Source organism: Paraburkholderia caffeinitolerans, assembly GCF_902859945.1.
GTDB lineage: Bacteria > Pseudomonadota > Gammaproteobacteria > Burkholderiales > Burkholderiaceae > Paraburkholderia > Paraburkholderia caffeinitolerans.
This window is the reverse complement of record NZ_CADIKL010000015.1, coordinates 80,224-97,645: the sequence shown is the minus strand read 5'-3', so window position 1 is coordinate 97,645 and position 17,422 is coordinate 80,224. Positions and strand designations below refer to the sequence as shown.

The window sequence follows — 17,422 nt, the reverse complement described above, 5'->3', positions numbered from 1 at the left end:
GCTTGTTGCCGATAGGAAACACTGTGCGGGCCGGCTCTGTGGGCCGGCCCGAAGCAACATGTTACGACATTGGCATTTCTGCCGAGGCGCAATGCCAGCGGTTATGCCAGCGCCGCCGCCGCGAACTTGCCGAGGTCCGTGGCCGGATCGCGCAGCGCGTCCACGTCGAGCGACTTGCCCGAGCCCACGAGCTTCTTGCCGAACAGGAAATCCGGCATCGAGCTCACCGCATCGACCGCCAACAGCGCGCCGTTTTTCAGGTAGTAGACCGCGAAGCGGCGCGCAGCCGGGTCGCCGCGCACGACCGTCTCGTCATAGCCTTCGATCAGGCCCACGGTTTGCAGCTTGAGGTCGTACTGATCGGACCAGAACCACGGCGCATCGCACGCGGGCCGGGCCTTGCCGACGATGGCCGAGGCGGCGAGCTTCGCCTGCTCGACGGCGTTGTGCACGCTCTCGAGACGCCCCGTGCGGCTGTAGTGCGCAAGCGGCCGGCTCGCGCAGTCGCCAATGGCGAACACGTCGGCGTCGGAGGTGCGCGCGTCCTCATCGACCTGAATGCCGTTGACGCACGCAATGCCCGCCGCCTGCGCGAGCGCGACATTCGGCGTAATGCCGATGCCGATCAGCGCGAGCGTGGCCGGCACGATCTCACCGTCTGCGAGCTTCACGCCCGTGAGCTTGCCCTGCTCGCCCACGAACGCCTCGATCTTCGCGTTCAGGCGCAGATCGACGCCTTGCGCACGATGTTCGTTCTCATAGAACGTGGAAACGGTCTCGCCGGTCACGCGTCCCAGCACGCGCGGCGCGGCCTCCAGCACGGTCACCTCGTGTCCCAGCTGGCGCGCTGCGGCGGCGGCCTCCAGGCCGATATAGCCCGCGCCGATCACCACGAGCCGCTCGCCGGGCTTCACGCGCTCGCGCAGCACGTCGGCGTCGGCGAGCGAGCGCAGCGCCATGACGCCCGTGAGCTCGTGCCCCGGCAACGGCAGCGCGCGCGGCGTCGAGCCGGTCGCAAGAATGAGTTTGCTGTAGTGCAGCGTGGTGCCGTCACTGAGTGCGAGCGTGTGGTTCGCGCAATCGAGCGACTGGGCGCTCGCGCCGAGCTTCAGCTCGATGCGCTGATCGTCGTAAAACTGGCGCGGCTTGAGCCAGAGCCGCTCGAGTTCCTGCTCGCCCTTCAGGTAGGTCTTGCTCAGCGGCGGCCGATGATACGGCGGCACCGGTTCTTCGCCCACCAGTACGATGCGCCCCTCGAAACCATACTGCCGCAGCAGCGCGGCCGCGTTGCCACCCGCATGCCCTGCCCCGACGATCACTACCGTATTGCCTGCTTCCTGCATGTCCGCTCCCGTTCATTGATTCGCCGCGCGCATGGGCCATGGTCATTGAGCACGGCGCCTTGCCAATCTGGGCTTGCCGCCGCACGCGGCCTGCGCGCCGGGACCGGAATCATCTCACGTCCGCGCGGCGAGCGGCAAAGCCCCTGTTCGCGTCTGTCGCGCAAACGGCAAGCCCGTGCGGCAGCAACGCGTCAATCGAGCGCGCGATCGTTCGGCGCCGCGTACAGCGCGCGCAGCGTGTCGCTCATCGGAAAACCGAAGTTCACGCCTTTGGGCGGCACCGGCTCGTTGAACCACTTGGTGTAGAGCGCATCGATCTCGCCGCTTTTCATGAGGGCGCTCATCGTGTCGTTCACGAGCTGCTGGAAAGCCGGATCGCCGTTGCGCAGCATGAATGCATAGGCTTCCCTGGATTGCGGCGTGCCTACAATCACCCAGTCCGATGGATGCTCGGTCAACGATCTCGTGCCCGCGAGCAGCACGTCGTCCATCATGTACGCAACCGCGCGGCCCGACTCGAGTATCGCGCGCCCCTGCCGGTAATCCTTCGCGCTGATCACCTGCATGTTCATATGCTTCTCGAGATTCATGCGACGCAGGATGCGCTCGGACGTCGTGCCCTGATTGGTGAGCACGGTCTTGCCCGCGAGGTCCGGAAAATCGTGAATGCCGGAATCCTTGCGCGTCAACAGCCGCGTGGTGGCCACGAAGAACGTATCGGAAAACGTCACCTGGCTATGGCGTGCCTGGAGATTGGTGGTGACGCCGCACTCGAGATCGACGGTGCCGTTCTGCACGAGCGGAATGCGGTTCTGCGAAGTCACGGGAACGAAGCGCACTGCCAGTTTCGGGCGATGCGTTTTCGCCTTCACGGCATCGATGACACGATTGCAGATGTCCTGCGAAAAACCGGTCACGTTGCCGTTCGCATCCACATACGAGAACGGCACGGAGGTCTCGCGATAGCCGATCGCCATCGCGTTCGCGGCCTGGATCTTTTCGAGCGTGGGTTGCGCCACCTGGGCGTGCGCCGCTTGCGCCAGCAACAACGGCAGCGCGAGCGTTGCGGCGCTGACCAGGCCGATGCGCCACACCCAACCCCACCGCTGCGCGCCACGCTTGAACCGGTTCATGACTCGCTCTCCCCTGCCCGATGCTCGTTCCGATGCGGTTTCGATGATAAGCGAAGTCAAGCGCAATGCACGGCGCATGCGCAGGTTCAGCCGTTGACGATCTCTTTCGGCTGCAACAGCGAGAGCGCCGCGCCGAGGATCATCGCCGCCACCACGCAGTACATGCCCGCGTTGGTGCTATGCGTGACGTCCTTCATCCAGCCGATGATCGTCGGGCTCACGAAGCCCGCCAGGTTGCCGATCGAATTGATCATGCCGATGGCCGCCGCAGCCGAGCCGCCTGCGAGGATCGCGCTCGGCCAGGTCCAGAAGACCGGCATGGTCGCGAGCATGCCGGCGGCGCCAACCGACAGCGCAAGCATCGCGAGCGGCACGTTGTGGCCGAACACCGTGCTGAAGTAAAGCCCGAGCGCGGAGGCAAGCGAGGCGATCGCGAAATGCCAGCGGCGTTCGCCGTGACGGTCCGCGCTTTTGGCCACCAGCAGCATGCTGGCCACGGCGCAGGCGTAGGGAATGGCGGTAAGCAGGCCCACGTCGAGCGCGTCCTTCACGCCGCTCGCCTTAATGAGCGTGGGCAGATAGAAGCTGATGCCGTAGAGGCCCATCATGCAGCAGAAATAAATGATGGACATGAGCCACACGCGGCCATTGCCGAACACCGAGGCAATCGACGCATGGCCCTTGCCGGCCTGATCGTGCTCGATGTTTTCCTCGAGCACGGCGCGCTCTTCGTTGGACAGCCATTTCGCCGCGCGAATGCTGTTGGGCAAATAGAACAGCGTGATTACGCCCAGCACGAGCGAAGGCAGTGCCTCGATGAAGAACAGCCATTGCCAGCTCGCCCAGCCGCCCTTGCCGTCGAAGGCCGCGAGGATCCACCCGGAAAGCGGGCCGCCGAACACGCCGGCAACCGGAATGCCGATCATGAAGAGCGCGTTCATGCGGCCGCGCCGCGCGGCGGGAAACCAGTAGGTGAGATAGAGCACGATGCCGGGAAAGAAGCCGGCTTCGGCCACGCCCAGCAGGAAACGCACGACGTAGAACTGGGTGGGCGTCTTCACTAGCAGCGAGGCCGCCGAGATGACCGCCCACGTGAGCATGATGCGCGCGATCCACCTGCGCGCGCCCACGCGGTGCATAAGAATATTGCTTGGGACTTCGAAGAAGAAATAGCCGATAAAAAAGATGCCCGCGCCAAGACCGTAAACCGTCTCGCTGAATTGCAGGTCGCTCAGCATTTGCAGCTTGGCGAAGCCAACGTTTACGCGGTCCAGATAGGCGGCAACGTAGCAAAGAAAAAGAAAGGGCAGCAAGCGCAGGGTGGCTTTCGCATAGGCCCGTGCTTCGATATTTTGTCGTTCGGCGCTCGCAAGGCCGCTGGTAATCGTATTCATGGTCTCCACTTCGTCGGGTGGTGTGCGCGGGCGGCTCAAACTCTTTCAAGCGGCACCGGCCGAAAATCGGGTCTTATACCCAGCGTTTCCGGTTCGAAACTTATCGGTCACGCCTCACGCCACGCAACACACGCAAGGCGCATAATCGTAGCGGCGCGCAATCGGCACTGTCAACTTTGTGTAAGCATCTCGAATCTGCAGTCTAGCCCGGCACCTGGCTAGAATCGTCAATCGAGTTTCGTATCGGACACATTGCATGGAGGAGCCATGTCTCATGCCGCCTCGCCTCGTCGCCCGCGCGTCTATCTCGCCGGCTTCGACGTGTTTCGCCCTGACGCACTCGCGCACGGCGCCCATCTCGTCGCCACGTGCAGCGAATTCGGCTTCGAAGGGCTTTATCCGCTCGACGTTCAAGTGCCCGAGAATCTCGACGGTCCGCGCCAGGCCGCGTGGATTTACCGCGCCAATATCGACGCGATCCGCAGCGCGGACATCGTGATGGCCAATGTCAACGATTTTCGCGGCCCGGGCGAGCCCGACTCGGGCACCGCATTCGAGATTGGCTTTGCCGCCGCATTGGGCAAGGAAATCTGGGCCTACACGGCCGACACCCGCACACTGATCGAGCGTGTGCCTTCGCAACCGGGCGCACAGGGCCGACTCTGCGAGCGCGGTTTTCTCGTAGAGGATTTCGGCCTGTCGAAAAACCTCATGATCGCGTGCGCGGCGCGCATCGTGCAGGGCGATGCGCGCGCGTGCCTCACTGCCATGGCGCGAGGGCGCGTGGACTAGCCACGCTGGCCCTGCCCCCTGCATCGCCCGTCAGTGGTGCATCGTGCCCATCGTCTTTACGTGCTGCAACGCACGAATGCGGGCGATCGCCGGCCGGTCTGCCGCCGCGCTCTGGTAGAGCTTCGCAAGATCGGCCTTGAGCGCCGTGCGTGAAGCGCCGTCGAGATACACCATGTGTCCCGAGGGATAAAAGCGTGCGCTCAGGTTGTTGCGCACCTTCTGGTCCACGAGCGGCATCATTTGCAGATCGATCACGGTCTGGTAGAACGGCGTGACGAAATCGTAAAAGCCGTTCGCCGACAGCACGCGCAAATCCGGATTCAGCGCCATCACCGCGGCCAGATCGCCGGCCGTGTAGAGCACGATATTGCCCTGCGCGTCGACGCCCTTTTGCGCACCCGTCGGGTCGATGTGGCTGAAGTCCCAGTTCTTGAACGCCTGGTCGTTGAGGTCCGTGAACGACGAGTTGGTGCGGAACTTGAGCGTCTCGTTCAGATAGCTGTTCCACATGGCCGTGTACACGCCGCTCACCGCCGTCATGGTGGGGTCGTTGCCGCCCGCATTCGGGTCGATGTTGCCGGCAATGCCCGTGTCGATCGCGCTCACGCGGCCGTCGTACGAGCCGAGCGCCACGCCCTTGTCCTTGAGCAGCGTGGTGAGAAACAGCGAGTTGCCCCGGCTGTCGTAGGCGGCGATGTCGAGATTCCACGCTTCGAGCGTCTGCGTGTCGATGCCCGTGAATTGCGAAAGTTTCTTGAGCGCGGCGGGAATCGCCGAGTTTTTCGGATCGGGGAATTTTTCCAGCGCCACGCGGTAGTCCGTGCGTGAGAACTGCGCGACCTGGGCCACGAACGTCTGCAGGTCCTTGGGCGCGGGCTTCACGCTCAATCGCTTGTGGTACCAGGCGTCGGCCGCCGCGGTGGGCAGCGCGCCCACCGGATTGCCGCTTTGCGTGTAGTCCAGGATGGAAGACTGCAAAGTGATGCCATTCAGGTCCACGCCGTCTTCGTGAAGGCGATACGCGAGCACGCAGCTGCGCGCCGTGCCATACGACTCTCCGAAAAGAAACTTCGGGGAATTCCAGCGGTCGTTCGCGCTCAGGTAGCGCTTGATGAACTGCTTGAGCGACTCGGCGTCCTGGTCCACGCCCCAGAAGTCGCGGTTGTGATGCGGCGCGATGGCCGCCGAATAGCCCGTGCCCACCGGATTGATGAACACCAGGTCGCTCTTGTCGAGCAGGCTGTCCGGGTTGTCTTCGAGCGTGTACGGCGCGGGCGGCGTAAAGCCCGGCATCGAGGTCTTGATGCGCTTGGGCGCGAACGAGCCGAGCAGCACGAACACCGAGGAAGAACCCGGTCCGCCGTTGTAGAAGAACGTGACGGCGCGGTCCTGCGCCTGCACGCCGTCCTTCGTGAACGCCACGTAGAAGATCTTCGCGTTGGGCTGCGAACTGCTCGGGTCGACCGTGACGAGATGGCCCGCGGTTGCGGTATAGGCAATCGCCGCGCCGCCGATCTGGATCGCATGATGCGTGATCGCGGCGTTCTCGGTCATGTCGGTCACGAAGTCGTCGGGACCGTTGCCATAGGCAGTGGGATCGAAGCACGGCTGGTCGTTCGGGCTGCGGTGCTTGCCATTGCCGCTTTTGCTTTTTTTGCCGCTCGCAGCCGGCTTGCTTTTACCGCCGTTGGACTGAGTCTTGTCGTTCATATCGTCTCCTTGCCCGTGGAACGTCGATGCTACGCCGAGCCGAGCGCAGCCGCCACCCGGATGCCCACAGGCGTGCCCAGCCCCGTGCATGCGTCCCAGCCGGGCCGTGCCGAGTAGTCGCCGTTGCTGCCGCTCGTAATGTCGTTGAACGCGCCAGGCTGCGCGTAAAGCTTCGCGTTGATGAAGCCTGCAGCCTTGCCACTACCCGCGTTGATGCGCGCGATCAGCGCGGCCCAGAGCGGCGCGACGGCGCTCGTGCCGCCGACCACGGTGTCCATCCCGCCGATATGCACCTCGTAGCCGGTGGCGGGGTCTGCGTCGGCGGCCACGTCGGGCACGCCGCGTTGCGCGAGCGCGAGTGCCGTCCCGCTGGCGCGCGCGACCGTCAAGCCCTTCTGCCACGCCGGCAGCGCGAAGGTCGCGCTCACGCCGCCGCCGGTCGCGCCATTCGAGCCACTGCTCCATACCGTCTCACGCGTGATCTGACCGTTCGCGGCAGTGAGCTGCGTGCCGCCGCAACCGAGCGCATAGGGGCTGGACGCGGGAAAGTCGACGTGGTCCGCGCCATCGGCCACGCCGTCCGAAGAGCCGCTGTCGCCCGACGCACAGCACACCGTCACGCCCAGCGCCACGGCCGTTTGCAATGCGTCGTTGAGCGCGCCCAGCGTCTGCTGCGACCAGACCGATTCAGGCGCGCCCCAACTAATCGAAATGACCGAGGCCTTGCGCTGGCTGTCGTGCAAGGCCGCGCTCACAGCATCGACGAAACCGGCTTCGCTGTTCGGCGCGAAGTAGACGGCAATCAGCGCCCCGGGTGCGAGCGCGCCGGCAATCTCCACGTCGAGCGTGACCTCGGCATCGGGTCCATTGGGGTCGCCGCTCGGCGCGTTGGTCGCCTGATCCACCGACACGGCTTCCACGCGCGGCGGCGTCAAGCCCAGCGCGCTGAAATACGCGTCGAGGTCGGATTGCGCATAGCCGCCGCCCATTTCGATCAGCGCGATGCATTGGCCCTTGCCGTCGCCGGCCGGAAAATCGTAAAGCTCGGCGAGTTGCAGCGGCGTGAACGAGCGGCTCACCGCGCGCGCGGCGCGGATCGGCGCATGCACCGCGCCGTCGGCCGGTTGCGCGGTTTTCGCGGGAGTCGTCGCGGGCGTTTGGGATTCAATGCGGAAATGCGGCTGCACCTTGGCGCGGCTGTCGAGACCGACAACGGCCGTGACCACCTCATGCAGGTCATCGGGAAGATGCACGGGGCCGGTGGGCTGGCGAAAGTGCTGCTTGAGCGCGCCGACCTGATGCTCGAAGCGCTGCAAGTCCACGCCGAACGCCGCGTTGTACTGCTGCACGGTCCCGGACAGCACGACACGGCGCGTATCGCGATCGGCCTTCACGACCGCGAGCCCATGCGTCTTCGCGAATGCCTCCACGCGCGCGACGTCGGCGGCATCGGCGCTGAAGCGCTGCTCGTATTGCTCGCGGGAAATCGGCTGCGCGCCGGGCGCACCCGCCGCGATCCGTTCGACCAGTTCGCGAAAGGCGCGCTCGGACTGGCGGCGCACGATCACGACGACGTTGAAATGTTCCGTGGGATCGCAAGCACCAACGCATTGCGCGCCGGTGGGCACCGGATGTTCATTGCCTGCGCCGGAATCTGATACGGGATGCCTGGTCATGGGTGGATCTCCTCGATGAACACGTAATCGTTCGCGTTCGGACACGCAATCGATTATGCGAGTTCCACGCGCCGCGCGCATCGCCAACGCCCATGCCGGGGTTACCGATGCATCACGCATCCTCCGGGGAGAGTCGCACGCACATGCGGCGCGCATGTGAAAGCGTTTCGCCCAGCATGCCGCGTGCCCATGCCCATCGCTCGGGATAGGCGCGCCATGATCAGTCTATTCTCGTTCAAGCGAACTTCCTTAGCCTTCCTTACCATCAAGACGCGGACTCCAGAGCCAGCCTGCGTAGCGTCCGCAATACACGGCAAACGCAGCGATCCAGCAAACACCTGAAATTTCGATAGCCACCAGCATCTGCTGCGGCCACAGCGCGGGAACCAGCACGCGCAAGATCGCGGCAAGCACGAGCAAGCCGTAACAAATGTGCTCGGCGCGTCCCGTTTTCAGCGGCCGGCCGGTATGGCCGCGCGCGGTGCGCGTGATCATCGCCACGATGGCGCAGCCGACCGCGCCCACCGTGAACGCATGAATCGCCAGCGAATGCCCGACGAGACCCAGCGCCGCGAGCGCGAGCATCGCAAAGCCGAGCGGTATCCACGCATAGGCGATGTGCAGGATGGCAAGAATGGGACGATTGCCGACGCGCCACGAACGCCAGCCAAAGATGCGCACGCCTTGCGCACACGCGGCGAGTGCGGCGGCGACTGCAATCGCGGGCCCCGGCGCGCCGAAGCCGTCGAGCACGAACGCAAGCGCGGTCAACGGCAGCACGGCTGCTTCGACAAAACGCCAGCGCCGGAAGGCATAACCAGGAACGGCGTTCACGGTAAAAGACGGAATGATGCGCCCGCCGATGATCGTGACGAACATCACCAGCAATCCGACCGCGATATACGCGCTATGCAGGGCCCAGTCGGGACGCTCCAGGATTGCAGCCAGATGAAAGGCCAGGTTGGTCAGCGCAAGCAACCCCAACGCAACGGGCAGAAAGATGTTGTGGCGGTTCTTCGCATGCACGAGCACGCGCAGCAACACCAGCGCGCAAACCGGCAAAAACGCCACATCGACAACCGTGGCAACCACCGGCGGCGCATACCCCACCGCCAAGCGCCCGGCGAGCCACAACAGCCACAACGCCGCGAGCGACTTGCCCTGCGCTGGCGTAATGGCCGTCCATGCGCGTACCGCGGTCAGCAGAAAACCGGCCACGATTGCGGCGGCGAAACCGAAGATCATTTCATGGACATGCCAGAGCATGCCCGGCAAATACGGATGTAGATTCGGCAGCGGATGCCCGCCGAGCTCCGCCAGCCAGGCCAGCATGGCCGCACTGCCGAAGAGCGCGCCGCCCAGGTAAAACGGGCGAAAGCCGAGCGCCCACAATGCGAAGCCACGCGGCGCACGCGCCGGCGGCTCTCCGATCTGGTACAGATTCATGTTCGCTCTCCGGCACAAAGATGTATTTTAATTGCATCTTATATGCGCCGGCACTCCCGTGGTGATGCGGCATTTCCTCGCAGCGGGACCGGAAAGCGTGCTAACCCGCGCAAACATGCGAAAAAAGCACGCTGTGCGCCTCGGCGCACAGCGTGCTTTTTCTAAGGATAGCTAACGTCAAGCCAGGCAGGGTTCAGGCGGCCGCGGCCAGTGCCAGCGGCAGATGATTCTGCAAATAGGCCTCGAACTCGTCCTTCACCTCGGGGTGGCGCAGCGCGAATTCAACGGTGGCCTTCAGATAGCCGATCTTGCTGCCGCAATCGAAACGCGTGCCCATGTAGCGATACGCGAGCACCTGCTCTTCCGTGAGGAGCGATTGCAGCGCATCGGTGAGCTGAAGCTCGCCGCCCGCGCCCGGCTTGAGTGCACGCAGGTGATTGAAGATCGTCGGCATCAGCACATAGCGGCCAACCACGCCGAGATTCGACGGCGCGACTTCCGGCGCGGGCTTTTCCACGATGCCCGAAAGCTTGAACACGTCTTCTTCCCACTCGCGGCCATCGACGATGCCATACGAGGCGCTGTTTTCGCGCGCGATCGATTCCACGCCCACGATCGAGCTGTGATAGTGGTTGAAGGTGTCCACAAGCTGCCTCATGACCGGCTTGGGGCTATAAAGCAAGTCGTCGGCGAGAATCACGGCGAACGGCTGGCCGCCCACGAGCTTTTCGGCGCACATGACCGCGTGGCCGAGGCCCAGCGCTTCAGCCTGGCGCACGTAGAAGCAGTCCACGTTGGCCGGCTTGATGCTGCGCACCAGATCGAGCAGCTTCTGCTTGTTGCGCGCTTCGAGCTCGGCTTCGATCTCGTACGACTTGTCGAAATGATCTTCGATCGCGCGCTTGCTGCGGCCGGTCACGAAAATCATTTCGGTGATTCCCGCAGCAATCGCCTCTTCCACCGCGTATTGAATGAGCGGCTTGTCGACGATCGGCAGCATCTCCTTGGGGCTGGCCTTGGTGGCAGGCAAGAAGCGCGTACCGAGACCCGCAACAGGAAATACCGCTTTGGTAACTTTGAGCATGATGTTCATTCCCACTTCGATCGTTTGAGTAACGGTCTCGCAGCAAGGCAAGCCGGCGTCCCCGAGGGGTCTATGGGGTAGTTTTTATTTTCAAAAGGGTCGGGTCCGTCCAGCACGAAAAAAATTGGACGAAATTCCGATTGTGAAGGTCAAGCAGACCAGCGGAAATTATTGCCTGATTGATTGCCATGCGCCCCGGATAATCGGCATGAATTTCCTGATCCGGTTTCCCATTATTTCCAAATGGCAAGCAAGCAGGTTTCAAGCTGACTTGCAATCGTGGCGCTATATGGCGACGCAATTCAGATATTGCATGGCCGCGCAGTCTACTCGACTTCGTCGGCGGGCGGCAAGCCGCCCGTTTGCGTGCGCGAACGCCGGATAGGCTCATTGCGAAGCGCCTCGCGATACGCCGACACCGCGACGAGAATCAACAGCACGGCAATGCCGGCCAGCAAATGCAGGTTCATCGAAATCTCCATCGACCTAAGGCGATCCCCATCAAATTAGCATTTCAAATCACACAAATAAATCGCTTTCGCGTTACAAGATTTTATTTTTCGATTTCGGCGAAATTACGGATTTTTTACGCCATCGCCCGCTATTGCAAATAATTGCCCTGAATACTTTTTGAAAAACTTTCGCATAATTTCCTCGCGCGAGACTCCTATGATCGCCGGGTAGCCTCCCATCATCACGCACGCCCCCCCAATGAGCGATCCCGCACTCGAAACCGTCCTGCCCCGAGCAACCGCCATGCCCGCCGCCGCGCGGCCCGCAGCGGCCAGCATCGCAAGCGATCACCTGATCGACGCGCTGCGCGGCTTCGCCGCCCTGCTGGTTGCGTATTTCCATTGCCGCCAGGTCACCTGGATCGGCATGGGCGCCTTCCACCAGATCCACGCGAGCCTCGCGAACCCCGGTACGATTGCCGCGTGGCTCACATTTCCCGTCGCATGGGGATCGGCCGGCGTGCCGATCTTTTTCGTCATCAGCGGCTATTGCATTCACCGTAGCGGCGCGGCGCGTCTGCTGAAAAACCCCGATTTCCGGCTCGACGCCGGACAATTCTGGCTGCGCCGCCTCGTGCGGATCTATCCGGTGCTGCTTGCCGCGCTCGTGCTCACCTTCGTGGCCGATTCGTTCAGCCTCACGATGACGCCCGTGAGCCACAAGATTCTCGATATCGGGCCGCGCGCGTTCCTCGTCAATCTGTTCTCGCTGCAAGGCGTGGCGGGCCCGACCTACGGCTCGAACGGCGCGCTCTGGACGCTCTCGCTCGAAGTGCAGTTTTATCTGCTCTATCCGCTGCTTTTCGCCGTGCGGCGCCGCGTCGGGTTCAATACGGTGCTCCTCGGCATTGCCGCCATCAACGTGGTTTCCGCGCTCACGCTCGCACGGCACGACATCGTTCTCTTCACGTCGTACTGGTTCTCGTGGATGCTCGGCGCGTGGATTGCCGAAGCGCGTCTGCGTGGCTCGGAGGGTTTTCGCTTCGCCTATGTGGCCTCGGCGCTTTTCGCGGTGGCCGGTTGCGTGGCGTTTCACTTCGGGCAGTACGGCGCATTTCAGCTCTGGGCCTGCTCTTTCGCGTGCTATCTCGTGAAGGCGCTCGCGCGGCCGCCCGCTACCGGCGGCGTGATCATGCAGGCGTTTTCGAAGCTCGGCGCGTTCAGCTATTCGCTCTACCTGATCCACCTGCCGCTGTTCGTGCTGCTCGGCTCGCTGCTGTTCCGTTCGACCCTGCAGACCTCGATCTGGGCTTCGTTCGGCTTCACGCTCGCCGTGCTGCCCATTGCGTGGGTGTTTTATCGGCTCTTTGAGTTGCCGGCGCTTAATGTTGCTGCGCGGTTGCGCAAGCGGGCGGCGTGAGGGGCGGAGGAAGTGTGCCTTCGGATACGACGCTTAGCGCGTGACGAGCATGCGGCTGCCAAGCGCCACCAACACCACGCCGGCCGTGGAGTCGAGCACCGCTTTGCGGCGAATCAGTGTCAGCCTGATGGCGGGGTGGGACGCGAGCAGGGCCATGGCGCAGTACCAGCCGCAGGAGATGCCAACCGCAAGGCCTACCACCGCTACGCCCAGCCATGTGGGCGCGTGCGCGGGTACCAGCAGCGCAAACACACTCCCGTAGAACGCAACGGATTTCGGGTTTGTCATGCTCACCAGATAGCCCTTTTTCGCGGCGCTCCAATCTGAAGTGGTGGACCTGTCCTGATCGGGTAACGGTTGGCGCGCGGTCCGAATCATTTTGATGCCGAGCCAGATCAGATAGACCGCACCCGCAAATCGCAGCGCCGCCTCGATCCAGGTGGTGTGCGAGAAAACAAGGCGGAGCCCGGTGATAGCGATCAATGCCCACGTGCCCGAGGCCGCAGCAAGCCCGATCCCGGTCGCCATGCCGGCACGCCGTGATACCGCAGCGCTGGATGTCACGATCACAAAGTTAGGACCTGGACTGGCCACGCTCAGCAGTAGCACCCCGGCAAGCGTAAGCAATGTCGAAATGTAGTCCATGATGAGCCGCCGAATGAAAACGCAATTGTCGACGATCTTGAGCGCCCCGTCGACCGGCCTTCCAGGGCGACCGCAGCCTGATCGCAATCGGTCTCCCTGAAATCCGCGACGCCCCCATCAAGAAAAAGCGGGGCCACTTGCATGGCCCCGCCCTCGCCGTCGTGCTTCAACGGCCCTGCACCTCTTTCGCGAAGCCCTATCGCGCGCGCATTACCACTCCATCCAGCACGCGCCCAACCGCTTCCACGTACTGCTCCTTGCCAAAGCGCTCACGCGCCACAGCAAGCCCATTTTCCGCGAGCCGTTCGCGCAATGTTTCGTCATCGCACAGAGCGGAAATGGTGCGCGCAAGCTCCTGCGCGTCGCCCGGCGTACAGAGCAAGCCGCTCTTGCCATGCTCGACGATCTCCTTCACGCCACCGTCGCGCGAAGCCACCACGGGCCGCTGCGCGAGCATGCCTTCCACCACCACGCGCCCAAACGGCTCCGGCGTGATCGAGGTATGCGCGATCACGTCCATCGCGCGCATGCAGGCCGCGATGTCGTGCCGGAAGCCGAGAAAATGGACACGGTCCGCAAGCCCGCGCGCGGCCACGAATTCGCGCAATTCCTGCGCGTAGGCGTCTTCGCCGAACAACGGCGCGCCGACGAACACGGCATGCGCGCGCGGCTCGAGCAGCAGCGCCTCGAGCAGCACGTGCTGCCCCTTCCAGCGGGCGAGCCGGCTGAACGCGCCCACCAGAAACGCGTCCTCCGGCAGACCGATCTGGGCGCGCAACTGCGCCTGCGGCACGCGCGCGAGCGCGCGGAACGGCGACTCGTCCACGCCGTTGTGCACGACGTCGATGCGCCGCGAGTCGAAGTTCGTGAGTTCCGAAAACACCTGCGCCGAAGCGTGCGAGTTCGCGATCACATGCGCGAGGCCGAGTTTCGCGCAGCCCTTGATGACGGCGCGCTGCACGCGCCCGAAATGCTCGTCGCTCACGATATCGCGCAGATGCCAGACCACCGGCTTGCGCGCGAGCTTGCCTGCCAGCACGCCGATCACCATCGCGCGCTGCGTGTTTGCGTAGAGCACGTCGGCGCCACGCGCGCGGCGACGCGTCTCGCGCACCAGCGCGGCAATGCCCGCCAGCACGCCAAGTTTCGGCACCGCGCCGCCATCGCGGCGCACGTTGCGCAGCGCGCCCGAATCGAGCACGTCCACGCGCGCGCCCGCGGCGTCCAGCGCTTCGCGAAACGGCCCGTCGTTGAACAGCAGCACTTCGATGCGCGCCCGCAGCCCCTTCACCACTTCCAGCAGCGAAAGCTCCGCGCCGCCCAGCACGCCGCTCTGGTCGATCGCCAGCACACGGGGCGCGTTTTGGGTCGCGGGGTGTCCGCCTTCGTCATCGTCACCGCCCGCACTGGACGTCCCGTGCGTATCGGAAACTTTCGGCGCGCGAGCGCGCGGCAGCCCGACCTCGGCGATAGCCGGCACGGCCCGCGCCACACGCGCGAAGAATTGCTCGCGGAAATGCGTCGCGGAAAACTGCTCGGCATTGGCGCGGCAATCCTCGGCGCGAAAGCGCTTCGGATCGCGCTCGAACGACTCGACCGCCGCGATGATGGACTCGGCGCGCTGCTCCTCGAAGAACAGCCCCGTGGGGTGCGGACCCGAATCGCGCACGGTTTCGAGCGCCCCGCCCTTGCCGTAGGCGATCACGGGTGTGCCGCACGCCTGCGCTTCCACGACCGAGATGCCGAAGTCCTCTTCAGCCGCGAATACAAATGCCTTCGCGCGGCGCATGCGATCGTGCAGCACCGAGAACGGCTGATAGCCCATCACCTCGACATTCGGGCCGGCTTTCGCACGCACCTTCTGCATGTCGGGACCGTCGCCGATCACCACGAGGCGCTTGCCCGGCATGCGCGAGAACGCCTCCACGATGAGGTCGATCTTCTTGTACGGCACGAGCCGCGAAGCGGTCAGATAAAAATCTTCCTTGCTCGTCTCGAGTTCGAACGAATCGACGTCGACGGGCGGATACACCACCTCGGCCTCGCGCTGATACACCTTGTGAATGCGCCGCGCGATGAACGACGAGTTCGCCACGAACTGATCGACCGAATTGGCCGTGCGCACGTCCCAGTTGCGGATGTAGTGAAGAATCAGGCGCGCGAGCATCGACTTCGGCCCGCGCGTGAGTTGCGACTCCTGCAGATACTGGTGCTGGAGATCCCACGCGTAGCGGATCGGCGAATGCACGTAGCTGATGTGAAACTGGTCGGGGCCGGTCAGCACGCCCTTGGCCACCGCATGCGAGCTCGAAATGACCACGTCGTAGCCCGAAACGTCGAGCTGCTCGATCGCGAGCGGCATGAATGGCAGATACGCGCGGTACTTCGTGCGCGCCTTCGGCAGGCGCTGAATGAACGAGGTGGTCGCGCGCTTGCCGCGCAGGAACTTGCGGTCCTTTTCCTCGACGAAATCGACCACCGAGAACAGGTCCGCGTCGGGGAAGCAATCGATGATCTGCTCGAGCACGCGCTCTGCGCCCGCGTAGGTAACGAGCCAGTCGTGCACGATGGCCACGCGCGGCTTGCGGTTCGCGGCACGCGTCGGATGCACGTGACGCACGGAGCTCGCTTCGTACGGCGGCCGCGGCGCGGTGGCCGTGGATTCGCTGCGGACATCGGCGTGGACATCGGCGTGGACATCGGCGTGGACATCGGCGTGGACATCGGCGTGGATATCGGTGTGGGTATTGCGCCGTTGAACGGGCGCGGCAGCGCTTTCGGACGGCGCCACTTCGTCGATCAATTCGTGACTCATGCGCTTTTCCGTAGGTTCAGACGAAACAGGAGAGAGCGGGCGTAGCCGCGCAGCAGCGGCGTGGTCGCCACCGACCACACGCAGTTGGCCAGCGCCAGCACGACGCCCGCGCCGATCGCATAGATCGCGTCGGGCAGCCACCACGCAATCGCGAGCGCGGCGGCCAGAAAGCTCAGGTGTGCGAACATGTCGACTACGATCGTGCGGCTGTGAATACGCGAGAGCCACAGCAACACGACGTAATCGAAGAGCGCGCGGAACAGCACCGCCGCAGCGGCGCCGGGCAGGCCGAAACGCGAAATGCCCAGCCACAGCAGGCCGGCGTAAAGCGGCAGTTCGACAAGACCCACGCGCGCGGCGGCGGCCGGATTGTTCTGCGACTGGATCAGGATGCGCGTGACGCCCGCCTGCCCGATCAGCCAGACGGCGACGATCAGGAAGCGGCCGACCGGCGCGCCATGCCCGGCGATAACGGGGCCCACCCACACGCGCAGGAAGGGCTCGAGCACCACGATCGCGCCAATCGCGACCGGCGTGAAAACCGCGTTGAGAAACTGCAGCGACTGCGCCGCGATTTCATCGGCATGCTCGCGGTGCAGCGCGGAAAGACGCGGAAACAGCGTGCGCCCGAGCGCGTTGGGCACCAGGTTCAGGCGCGTCACGAGGTTCTGCGGCACCGTGTAATAGGTGACGAAACGCGCGCCCATGCCCGCGCCCAGCATCATGCGGTCGAGCGAATCGGCAACCGTCATCGTGAGGCTGGAAACCAGCATCCAGCCGCCGAAATTGAACAGCGCCTTCGAGGTGTCGAAGCGCGGCCCGCGCACGTGCTTGATGCCGAGCACGCGCAGCGCGGCGCGCCCGAGCAGCAGGCCCGCCAGCAGGCGCGCCAGCACGGCGGCGGCAATCACGGTTTGCAGGTTCGGCGCAATCGCCCATGCCGCGCCGAGCGGCAGCAGCTGGAACAGGAACGTGCCCAGCGTCTGGTTCGTGTTGTAGATGCCAAAGCGTTCCGCGCCGTTGATCGCGCCCGCGAACACCCACGAGACATTCGCGATGGGAATCGCCACCGCGAGCCACGGCAGCGCGAGATAGACCTCGTGGCGCAGCTCGGGCGTCACGTGCGTGAAGTACGCGGTATAGAGCGCGCCGCCCGAGTAGATCAAGAGCCCGCCCACCGCGCCGGTGATGAAGTTGAGCCAGAACGCGCTCCAGAACACGCGCTCGCAGGCTTCGGCGTCCTTCGATGCATAGGCCTTCGAAATCTGGTTCTGCGCGGCCATGCTCATGCCCAGATCGAGCACGCTGAAATAGCCGATCAGCGTCCACACGAGCGCGATCACGCCGTAGCGGTCGACGCCGAGCATCTTGATGTACGGCGGCACCGTGACCAGCGACACGAAGGTCGGCAGCACGAGGCCAAACAAATTGATCGCGACGTTGCGCAGTATTCCCTTATCCATATGTATTCCGTAGCGTGCGGCGCGGCTTGCAATGCTCAGTCCGCGGGCG

The 17,422-nt window shown here is 64.1% G+C and carries 13 protein-coding genes; 2 read left to right on the top strand and 11 right to left on the bottom strand.

What is annotated here, in order from left to right; genetic code table 11:
- Window positions 1–101: 101 nt before the first annotated feature.
- The 3 genes from HV773_RS16925 to HV773_RS16915 form a co-directional block, all read right to left on the bottom strand.
- Window positions 102–1,343: an NAD(P)/FAD-dependent oxidoreductase gene (locus tag HV773_RS16925; RefSeq protein ID WP_175195716.1), complete on the bottom strand. Its 1,242-nt coding sequence runs from the start codon at window positions 1,341–1,343 to the stop codon at window positions 102–104.
- 191 nt (window positions 1,344–1,534) lie between these two features.
- Window positions 1,535–2,476: a transporter substrate-binding domain-containing protein gene (locus HV773_RS16920; protein ID WP_175195714.1), complete on the bottom strand. Its 942-nt coding sequence runs from the start codon at window positions 2,474–2,476 to the stop codon at window positions 1,535–1,537.
- 86 nt (window positions 2,477–2,562) lie between these two features.
- Window positions 2,563–3,870 carry an MFS transporter gene (locus HV773_RS16915; RefSeq protein ID WP_175195713.1) on the bottom strand — a complete coding sequence of 436 codons (1,308 nt, stop codon included), beginning with the start codon at window positions 3,868–3,870 and terminating at the stop codon, window positions 2,563–2,565.
- Between the two features lie 267 nt (window positions 3,871–4,137).
- Between HV773_RS16915 and HV773_RS16910 the strand changes: the two genes are divergently transcribed.
- Window positions 4,138–4,662, top strand: a complete 525-nt coding sequence (locus HV773_RS16910; RefSeq protein ID WP_175195711.1) for a nucleoside 2-deoxyribosyltransferase — start codon at window positions 4,138–4,140, stop codon at window positions 4,660–4,662.
- Window positions 4,663–4,692: 30 nt separating this feature from the next.
- On the opposite strand, the gene HV773_RS16905 is transcribed toward HV773_RS16910, so the two are convergent.
- From HV773_RS16905 to HV773_RS16885, 5 genes are all read right to left on the bottom strand, one after another.
- A complete protein-coding gene (locus HV773_RS16905) occupies window positions 4,693–6,372 on the bottom strand; it encodes a S10 family peptidase (RefSeq protein ID WP_175195709.1) in 1,680 nt (559 codons plus the stop codon).
- Between the two features lie 29 nt (window positions 6,373–6,401).
- Window positions 6,402–8,048, bottom strand: coding sequence for a S53 family peptidase (locus tag HV773_RS16900; RefSeq protein ID WP_175195707.1), 1,647 nt, complete (start codon window positions 8,046–8,048; stop codon window positions 6,402–6,404).
- Window positions 8,049–8,297: 249 nt separating this feature from the next.
- Window positions 8,298–9,494, bottom strand: a complete 1,197-nt coding sequence (locus tag HV773_RS16895; RefSeq protein WP_175195705.1) for an NnrS family protein — start codon at window positions 9,492–9,494, stop codon at window positions 8,298–8,300.
- Between the two features lie 193 nt (window positions 9,495–9,687).
- A complete protein-coding gene (gene galU, locus HV773_RS16890) occupies window positions 9,688–10,578 on the bottom strand; it encodes a UTP--glucose-1-phosphate uridylyltransferase GalU (protein ID WP_175195703.1) in 891 nt (296 codons plus the stop codon).
- Window positions 10,579–10,904: 326 nt separating this feature from the next.
- Entirely contained in the window at window positions 10,905–11,048 is a 144-nt protein-coding gene (locus tag HV773_RS16885) for a hypothetical protein (protein WP_165976468.1), read from the bottom strand.
- 241 nt (window positions 11,049–11,289) lie between these two features.
- On the opposite strand from HV773_RS16885, the gene HV773_RS16880 reads away from it, so the two are divergent.
- A complete protein-coding gene (locus HV773_RS16880; protein WP_175195700.1) occupies window positions 11,290–12,450 on the top strand; it encodes an acyltransferase family protein in 1,161 nt (386 codons plus the stop codon).
- A gap of 33 nt (window positions 12,451–12,483) precedes the next feature.
- On the opposite strand, the gene HV773_RS16875 is transcribed toward HV773_RS16880, so the two are convergent.
- The 3 genes from HV773_RS16875 to HV773_RS16865 form a co-directional block, all read right to left on the bottom strand.
- Window positions 12,484–13,095, bottom strand: a complete 612-nt coding sequence (locus HV773_RS16875; RefSeq protein WP_377730181.1) for a LysE family translocator — start codon at window positions 13,093–13,095, stop codon at window positions 12,484–12,486.
- A gap of 196 nt (window positions 13,096–13,291) precedes the next feature.
- Complete coding sequence (locus HV773_RS16870; protein ID WP_175195698.1) at window positions 13,292–15,910, bottom strand: glycosyltransferase family 4 protein; 2,619 nt, start codon at window positions 15,908–15,910, stop codon at window positions 13,292–13,294.
- Entirely contained in the window at window positions 15,907–17,373 is a 1,467-nt protein-coding gene (locus HV773_RS16865; protein ID WP_175195696.1) for a flippase, read from the bottom strand. Before HV773_RS16865 ends, HV773_RS16870 begins: the two co-directional genes overlap by 4 nt.
- Window positions 17,374–17,422 lie beyond the last annotated feature (49 nt).

Excerpts from the sequence above, each read along its gene's own strand:
- HV773_RS16920 (WP_175195714.1), bottom strand. The coding sequence starts at position 2,476 with ATGAACCGGTTCAAGCGTGGCGCGCAGCGGTGGGGTTGGGTGTGGCGC.
- HV773_RS16880 (WP_175195700.1), top strand. The coding sequence starts at position 11,290 with ATGAGCGATCCCGCACTCGAAACCGTCCTGCCCCGAGCAACCGCCATG.
- HV773_RS16865 (WP_175195696.1), bottom strand. The coding sequence starts at position 17,373 with ATGGATAAGGGAATACTGCGCAACGTCGCGATCAATTTGTTTGGCCTC.
- HV773_RS16905 (WP_175195709.1), bottom strand. The coding sequence starts at position 6,372 with ATGAACGACAAGACTCAGTCCAACGGCGGTAAAAGCAAGCCGGCTGCG.
- HV773_RS16910 (WP_175195711.1), top strand. The coding sequence starts at position 4,138 with ATGTCTCATGCCGCCTCGCCTCGTCGCCCGCGCGTCTATCTCGCCGGC.
- HV773_RS16875 (WP_377730181.1), bottom strand. The coding sequence starts at position 13,095 with ATGGACTACATTTCGACATTGCTTACGCTTGCCGGGGTGCTACTGCTG.
- HV773_RS16900 (WP_175195707.1), bottom strand. The coding sequence starts at position 8,048 with ATGACCAGGCATCCCGTATCAGATTCCGGCGCAGGCAATGAACATCCG.
- galU (WP_175195703.1), bottom strand. The coding sequence starts at position 10,578 with ATGCTCAAAGTTACCAAAGCGGTATTTCCTGTTGCGGGTCTCGGTACG.
- HV773_RS16885 (WP_165976468.1), bottom strand. The coding sequence starts at position 11,048 with ATGAACCTGCATTTGCTGGCCGGCATTGCCGTGCTGTTGATTCTCGTC.
- HV773_RS16895 (WP_175195705.1), bottom strand. The coding sequence starts at position 9,494 with ATGAATCTGTACCAGATCGGAGAGCCGCCGGCGCGTGCGCCGCGTGGC.
- HV773_RS16915 (WP_175195713.1), bottom strand. The coding sequence starts at position 3,870 with ATGAATACGATTACCAGCGGCCTTGCGAGCGCCGAACGACAAAATATC.
- HV773_RS16870 (WP_175195698.1), bottom strand. The coding sequence starts at position 15,910 with ATGAGTCACGAATTGATCGACGAAGTGGCGCCGTCCGAAAGCGCTGCC.
- HV773_RS16925 (WP_175195716.1), bottom strand. The coding sequence starts at position 1,343 with ATGCAGGAAGCAGGCAATACGGTAGTGATCGTCGGGGCAGGGCATGCG.